The organism is Candidatus Methylacidiphilales bacterium (assembly GCA_028713655.1).
Lineage (GTDB): Bacteria > Verrucomicrobiota > Verrucomicrobiia > Methylacidiphilales > JAAUTS01 > JAQTNW01.
On the sequence record JAQTNW010000008.1, the window covers coordinates 75,323 to 82,637 of the forward strand.

The 7,315-nt window shown below is 54.8% G+C and carries 6 protein-coding genes and 1 pseudogene; 4 read left to right on the top strand and 3 right to left on the bottom strand.

All coding sequences use genetic code 11. From position 1 onward, the window contains the following. Positions 1-475 precede the first annotated feature (475 nt). Entirely contained in the window at positions 476-877 is a 402-nt protein-coding gene (locus PHD76_04315) for a hypothetical protein (protein MDD5261054.1), read from the bottom strand. Then, positions 871-1,059: a hypothetical protein gene (locus tag PHD76_04320; protein ID MDD5261055.1), complete on the bottom strand. Its 189-nt coding sequence runs from the start codon at positions 1,057-1,059 to the stop codon at positions 871-873. Before PHD76_04320 ends, PHD76_04315 begins: the two co-directional genes overlap by 7 nt. 381 nt (positions 1,060-1,440) lie before the next feature. Here PHD76_04320 and dnaK point away from each other — a divergent pair, with 381 nt between their 5' ends. The 4 genes from dnaK (at position 1,441) to PHD76_04340 (ending at position 6,612) form a co-directional block, all read left to right on the top strand. Beyond that, positions 1,441-3,405, top strand: a complete 1,965-nt coding sequence (gene dnaK, locus PHD76_04325; GenBank protein ID MDD5261056.1) for a molecular chaperone DnaK — start codon at positions 1,441-1,443, stop codon at positions 3,403-3,405. A gap of 98 nt (positions 3,406-3,503) precedes the next feature. Further along, the gene (gene groES, locus PHD76_04330; GenBank protein MDD5261057.1) at positions 3,504-3,800 is read left to right on the top strand and encodes a co-chaperone GroES; all 297 of its coding nucleotides are present in this window, start codon (positions 3,504-3,506) and stop codon (positions 3,798-3,800) included. 32 nt (positions 3,801-3,832) lie between these two features. Beyond that, entirely contained in the window at positions 3,833-5,467 is a 1,635-nt protein-coding gene (groL, locus tag PHD76_04335) for a chaperonin GroEL (GenBank protein MDD5261058.1), read from the top strand. Positions 5,468-5,709: 242 nt separating this feature from the next. After that, entirely contained in the window at positions 5,710-6,612 is a 903-nt protein-coding gene (locus PHD76_04340) for a glucosaminidase domain-containing protein (GenBank protein MDD5261059.1), read from the top strand. A 398-nt stretch (positions 6,613-7,010) separates the two neighbouring features. Here the strand turns inward: PHD76_04340 and PHD76_04345 are convergent. Next, positions 7,011-7,315, bottom strand: a pseudogene (locus tag PHD76_04345) (transposase).

The following is a 7,315-nucleotide window of genomic DNA, read 5'->3' on the forward strand; positions in this document are numbered from 1 at the left end:
CCGCGGGCATTGGCAAATAAATGCGAAACTTGAGCGCGCCAGCGGTGATTGTTAGCTTAGTATAGTGGAAAAGAATACCTGCATGTGTATCAATGTCGGATACACAACTCCACGGAAAGTGAAGTGGCCGGTGAAAGAGCCTAAACAACAACTGAGTCTCAATGTAGATTCCAGTGGGAGACGAGACGACGTTAAGACAATGACGATATGAACCCAGAGGTGTAATCCACCCGCTCACATTTCGATAGGTTGTTCCGATCGGCTTTGACTGCGCGGCATGCTTGATTGCTAACTGCCGCCACCCACAGCAGGAAATGACAAGCGTGACGAAGCAATAAAGGCATATGACAAACAAAACGATGCTCGCCGGGGATTGGAATGAATCAAGATTCATGAGCACGGGTGGCTGTGTATTAATAGAGACTCTATCGAACAAATCCTGTCTATAATAAATAGTAAACCTATAGCAGACAACTTAGGAAATAGGAATTCCCTTTTTCTCCGTTTTTTTGCGGAGACGAAGCGCCTCCTTGAGAACTGGAAGTGCGGCCAAATCCTTATCCCGCCGAATAAATTCCTTGCTTTTGATCACCCGCTCCAGCGGCAATACCGGCAACCCGATGCCCCCGCGGCGCAGAGTCTTGCATCCTTTCAATTCCCGTTGAAACCCGCGCAATCCATCAACCCGATAACAAAAATTCACCAGGGTATCATCCTTCAAGGCCACGACCGTCCGCGCCAGGATGGTGGCGCCCAGTTTTTTGCTTAGATCCAGCAAACGGACATATTGCCGCTCGGGAAGATCCACCCAAAGGTCCGTATCCAGGGTAGTCTGCGGTGATCCCTGCAGGATGGCTGCACCCATGCCGATCAGCATGAACGGGATTTTTTCCTTTTGGAGCGTGCGAACCAATTCAGCGAACGGAGAACAGTTTGGCTTCTTTGCCAGCGTTGCTCCGGAGTGGCGGCCAGCGACCAGGCGAACAGGATCTTTTCGTCCTCGCTCAGCTTTTTTTCGTCCTGCAGCACGTCGAGGATTTGCCGCATTTTTTTTTTCACTTCCACGATTAAAGCCTAAGATACTCCGGGTGACAAGCGTTCAAGGAATGTGCTTACCAGGAAAGACACATGCGACTTGCTCTAACCCAATAAATGCTTTTGTTTCCTTCGCGCCTTCGTGTGAGACCTGTCTTTATCATCCTGTGTATCCTGTTCATCCATGTTAAAATCTGCTCCACAAAGCCTGCGAGTGAGCCTTCAAACTGTGTCATTTTGTCGCTAAGGAGCGACATCCTGTCGCACCGTGAAACATCGGACATTGCATAAGCCGTTGAACATCAATATGTGACGAAAAATCCATGTTGGCACCCGGATTGCATGAGTAAGGATGTAGAAACACACTTTTCTGAAGTTAACGACAACGGAGTCAAAAGCTAATTTATGAGTAAAGTACTGGGCATCGATCTGGGCACGACCAATTCCTGCATGGCCGTCATGGAAGCCGGCAAAGCCATCGTCGTGGAAAATTCCGAAGGTTCGCGCACAACACCCTCCGTTGTTGCTTTTACCAAAGGCGGCGAGCGCCTCGTCGGCCAGGCCGCCAAACGCCAGGCCGTCACCAATTCGAAAAATACCATCTTCTCCGTCAAACGCCTGATCGGACGCAAGTTCTCGGAAGTCACCGAGGAAATCAAACGCCTTCCCTACAAAGTGGTTGAAGGCAAAAACGGCACCGCTTGCGTGCAGGTCGAAGTCGGCGGCGAAACCAAAACCTACACGCCCGAGGAAATTTCCTCCTTCATTCTTTCCAAGCTCAAGAGCGACGCCGAAGCCAAGCTCGGCGTGAAAATCACACAGGCAGTCATCACGGTCCCGGCCTACTTCAACGACAGCCAGCGCCACGCCACCAAGGACGCGGGCAAGATCGCGGGTCTCGAAGTTCTCCGCATTGTCAACGAACCCACGGCCGCATCGCTCGCCTACGGGCTCGAAAAAACCAAGGACGAAAAAATCGCCGTCTATGACCTCGGCGGCGGCACCTTCGACATCTCCATCCTTTCCATCGCGGACGGCGTGTTTGAAGTGCTGGCCACCAACGGCGACACCCACCTGGGCGGCGACGACTGGGACAACGCCCTGATCGACCACATTGTCAATGAATTCAAAAAAGATAGCGGCATCGACTTGCGTGGCCAGTCCGACGCCATGCAGCGCATCAAGGAAGAAGCCGAAAAAGCAAAGATCGCGCTGTCCTCCTCGCAGGAATACGAAATCAACCTGCCGTTCGTCACAGCCGACCAGACGGGCCCGAAACACATCCAGCTCAAGCTGACCCGCGCCCGCCTCGAGCAGTTGACAGATTCCCTGGCTGAAAAGAGCATCAAACCGGTTGAAGCCTGTTTGAAGGATTCCAAACTCAGCACAGCCCAAGTCAACGAACTGGTCCTGGTCGGTGGCATGACGCGCATGCCCAAGATCATCGACATCGCCCGCCGTATCATTGGCAAGGAACCCCACAAGGGCGTCAACCCGGACGAAGTCGTCGCCGTCGGCGCCGCGATCCAGGGCGGCGTGCTCCGCGGTGAAGTTGATGACATCCTGTTGCTCGACGTCACACCTCTCTCGCTTGCGATTGAAACCTTGGGCGGACAGGCCACGCCCATGATTCCGCGCAACACAACCATCCCGACCAAGAAATCCCAGACCTTCAGCACGGCTTCAGACAACCAGCCCGGTGTGGAAATCCACATCCTCCAAGGCGAACGTCCGCTCTCACGCGATAATAAATCCCTCGGCAAATTCCACCTGGACGGCATTCCCCCGGCGCCGCGAGGCGTACCTCAGATCGAAGTCACTTTTGACATCGATGCCAACGGCATCCTGAACGTCTCTGCGAAGGATACCGGATCGGGCAAGGAACAAAAGATTTCCATCACCGGATCCAGCAACCTCGATAAAAACGAGATCGACAAGATGATGAAGGAAGCCGAATCGCACGCCGAAGAGGACCGCAAGGCCAAGGAGAAAGTGGAGATCCACAACCAGGCCGACAACATGGCTTTCGCCGCCGAGAAACTGGTCAAGGACCAGGGTGAAAAAATCAGCGCGGAGCAGAAAAAGGAAGTCGAGGATCTCGTCGCCAAGGTCCGTGAAAAGCTGAAGGGCGACGACAGCGACGCCATCAAGCAGGCGACCGAAGAGCTGAACAAAAAGATCCAGGATATTTCCACCGAAATGTACCGCAAAGCGTCGGAACACGTCGGCGCTGCGGCCGCTCCAGGCGAGAGCCCCGGGCCCGAAGCGGAGCCTTCCGAAAAACCCGCCGGCCACAAGCCTGCCGAGGATGACGTGATCGACGCCGACTTCGAAGTCGTGGACAAGGACAAGAAACCCAAGAAGAAATAATTTCGACAGGCCCGGAGGACGGCGCGGTTTCCGCGCGGTTCCGATGGGGTTATCACTGGACGAATAATCCAACAAAACCTAACAAGGAGTAGTAACTTATGGCAGACATTAAGTTCAAACCCGTGGGTGACCGCATCGTCGTTCAGCCCATCGAGGAGCAGGAAGTGAAAAAGGGCGGCATCATCATCCCCGATACCGCGAAAGAAAAACCCCAGGAAGGCAAAATCGTTGCCCTCGGTTCCGGCAAACGGGACGACGCCGGCAAGCTGATCCCTTTCGAGGTCAAAAAGGGAGACCGCGTGCTCTACACCAAATACGGCGGCACGGAAGTCACCCTGGACAGCACCAAATACCTGATTCTGCGCGAGGATGACATCCTTGGCGTGGTTGAATAACACATTTATAACCCACAAAGGAGTCCATCATTATGGCAGCAAAACAAATCCAATTTGAAGAAGCCGCCCGCCAGTCCCTGCTGCGCGGCGTGGAAAAACTGGCCCGCGCCGTCAAGGCGACCATGGGGCCCGCGGGACGCAACGTCGTCCTCGACAAGAAATTCGGTTCCCCCACCATCACCAAGGACGGCGTCACCGTCGCCAAGGAGATCGAGCTGGAAGAGCGCTATGAAAACATCGGCGCGCAACTCGTTCGCGAAGTGGCCAGCAAGACCAGCGATATCGCCGGCGATGGCACCACCACCGCCACCGTTCTCGCGGAATCCATCTACAAGGAAGGCCTCAAGAACGTGACCGCGGGCGCAAACCCGACGGAACTCAAACGCGGCATCGACAAGGCTGTCGAAGCTGTCGTCGAGGAACTCGCCAAGATCTCCAAAAAGGTCAAGGACAAGGAAGAAATCAAACAGGTTGCAACCGTTTCCGCCAACTGGGACCACACCATCGGTGAAATCATCGCCGACGCGCTGGACAAAGTCGGCAAAGACGGCACCGTGACGGTCGAGGAAGCCAAGTCCATCGAAACCACGCTCGAAGTGGTCGAAGGCATGCAGTTCGACAAAGGTTACCTCTCTCCTTACTTCGTGACCAACGCGGAAGCCCAGGAAGCCATTCTGGAAGGCGCTTACATCCTCATCCACGAGAAGAAAATCTCGAGCATGAAGGACATGCTCCCGCTGCTGGAAAAAGTCGCCAAGAGCGGCAAACCCCTGCTCATCATCTCCGAAGATGTCGAAGGCGAAGCCCTCGCCACTCTCGTGGTGAACAAGCTCCGTGGCACCCTGTCGGTCGTCGCCGTCAAAGCCCCCGGCTTTGGTGACCGCCGCAAGGCCATGCTCGAAGACATCGCCATCCTGACCGGTGGACGACTCCTCAGCGAAGACCTCGGCATCAAGCTGGAAAACGTTACCCTGGAAGACCTCGGCAAAGCCAAACGCCTCGTCGTGGACAAGGAAAACACCACCATCATCGAAGGCGCCGGTAAAAACACCGACATCCAGGGCCGCGTGGCTCAGATTCGCCGCCAGATCGACGAAACCACCTCGGATTACGACCGCGAGAAACTCCAGGAACGCCTGGCCAAGCTCGCCGGAGGCGTTGCCGTCATCAATGTCGGCGCCGCAACCGAGACCGAGATGAAGGAAAAGAAAGCCCGCGTCGAAGACGCCCTCCATGCCACCCGCGCTGCGGTGGAAGAAGGCATCGTCCCCGGCGGTGGCACAGCCTTCATTCGCGCCCAAAAGGCAATCGATGCCCTGACGCTGGAAGGCGATCAGAAGATCGGCGCCGGAATCGTCCGTCGCGCGATCGAGCAGCCGCTCCGCACCCTGGCCGACAACGCCGGTGTTGAAGGCAGCATCGTGGTCATGGAAGTCAAGAAGCGCAAAGGCGCCGAAGGCTATAACGTCGCAACCGCTCAATACGAAGACCTCGTCAAAGCGGGTGTGGTGGATCCGACCAAGGTGACCCGTTCGGCTCTGCAGAATGCGGCCTCGATTTCCGGCCTGCTGCTGACCACCGAAGCCATTGTGACCGAAGTTCCTGAGAAGGAAGCTCCTCCGGCCCCCGGCGGCGGACATGGCGGCATGGGCGGGATGGATTATTGATCCAACGTCTGGTCAAAAGACACAATTCAAAAAGGCGCTCCGAAAGGGGCGCCTTTTTTGTTTTTTGAAATAATCACACTATTGGGATACTTATCGTTGCTGTTTTTTATTGGTTCTGTCCATTATACATCTGTCTGATTATTTAGCGGTACTGCGGTGAATAACTCCCGGAATTCGCAGCTTGGCCCTTGTCGTCATCTTGTACGCGATTAAGGTCTGTTTTCAGCAAGGTGGAACTCGAAATGCTTCCGGAATTATATTCGATGAAGTCCGCAGCCTATTTATCCGAGTCTCTGCTCTTGAAAAATTTCCCGCAACAGCGGAAAATGAGCCCAGGCAGCCTCCCGGGCTACAAATGGAGGAAAATTCTCCACCACACTCTTGCCTGCATGCTCCTCACACTGGTTGGCGCGATTATCGTGTTTGCGTATTTTTACCACGTCTTCCACAGCGCACAGGTGGCGAAATTGGAGGCCGAACAGCGGATGGCCCAACTGCAGCAGGAAATCGACCGGCTGCAACAGCTCAATTATTACACCTCCACCCAGATGATCGGCCTTGCGAAAAAAATCCATGACGTGGTCGAGACCGCCGACGGGGACCAGAAAAAATTTCTTTCTCTGCTGATTCCTGAAGCCCTGCGCGTGCAGGCCACCCATGGCGTGCCCGCATCCGCCACCATGGCGATGGCCATCTATGAAAGCGGCTATGGCCGCAGCCAGCTCGCGGTAGAACACAATAATTTCTTTGGTTTGAAAGCGTTAAGCGAAGCTTGGGAAGGGCCCAGGGTTTACACGGCGACGCACGACAGCGGGCAAAGGACCATGGCCTATTTCCGCGGGTATTCGGACATCCACACGGCTGTGCTGGGCTATGCGGATTTTCTCAAGGAATCCGGCCGCTACGCCTCGGCATTTCATTACCGCGACGGGGACAAATTCGTACAGGCCATTCTAAAGGCCGGATACTGTCCCGACTCGGATTACCACCGCCATATCGCCGAGATTATTTCCCGGCATCAACTCAACACGTTGGACCTGCCTGAAGCAAGCGCCTCCCACCCGATTGGCCGCCACACCGTAGCCCTGGCACCGGTAATCCCTCCCTGGCGCAAAGGTTGGCTGACGGCGGCTGAAGTCCATTAGAGCAAATTGCATTCATATTGTCGCGTCATCGCGAGAACCCAAACCTTTCAAAAAGGTGTTTTGAGCGGGGAGGGACGTGGAAATTTTGGAGTGCGTCCGCCACGGCGGACGCTTTTTACTCACGACCCATGTCGGAGTTGCACTTTAGCGGAAAATCCAAAGCGGTGTCGCGCCCGGCTGCTGCCGGACTTGCCACCGCACTCCATATCGCCTCATGGTCAAAATGATTTTCGTTATAAGATTCTGCATTTTAACATGTTGCCACAAGTGTTCATTGGAGCATTTTCGATTCAATTGGCTGCATATTGGGCATGAGCAAAGAAGTTGGCGCAGTGCTCTGGTGTGAAGGATTGGATTGCGTATTTGAGAGCCGAGATCAGATCCTTCCAACATCTGGGGGCGGCTCTGCGCAAGTGGGACTTTAATTTGGCGAAGGCCATCTCGATCGGATTGAGATCCGGGCTGTAGGGTGGCAAGTAGAGCAGTCCGGCCCCACAGGCTTCAATCGCTTTGCGGACGCCCTTGACTTTGTGCGAAGAGAGATTGTCACAGACCACCAAATCTCCGGGCTTCAACGTGGGAACCAAATTCTGTTTCACATACGCAAGGAACAGTTCTCCGTTGATGGCCCCATTGATGAGCAGGGGTGCGGTGATTCCATCATGACGCAATCCAGCCAGGAAGGTGGAGCTGTTCCAATGAC

Coding starts and splice junctions, on each gene's coding strand:
- PHD76_04340 (MDD5261059.1), top strand. CDS start 5,710: ATGCTTCCGGAATTATATTCGATGAAGTCCGCAGCCTATTTATCCGAG.
- groES (MDD5261057.1), top strand. CDS start 3,504: ATGGCAGACATTAAGTTCAAACCCGTGGGTGACCGCATCGTCGTTCAG.
- dnaK (MDD5261056.1), top strand. CDS start 1,441: ATGAGTAAAGTACTGGGCATCGATCTGGGCACGACCAATTCCTGCATG.
- PHD76_04315 (MDD5261054.1), bottom strand. CDS start 877: ATGCTGATCGGCATGGGTGCAGCCATCCTGCAGGGATCACCGCAGACT.
- groL (MDD5261058.1), top strand. CDS start 3,833: ATGGCAGCAAAACAAATCCAATTTGAAGAAGCCGCCCGCCAGTCCCTG.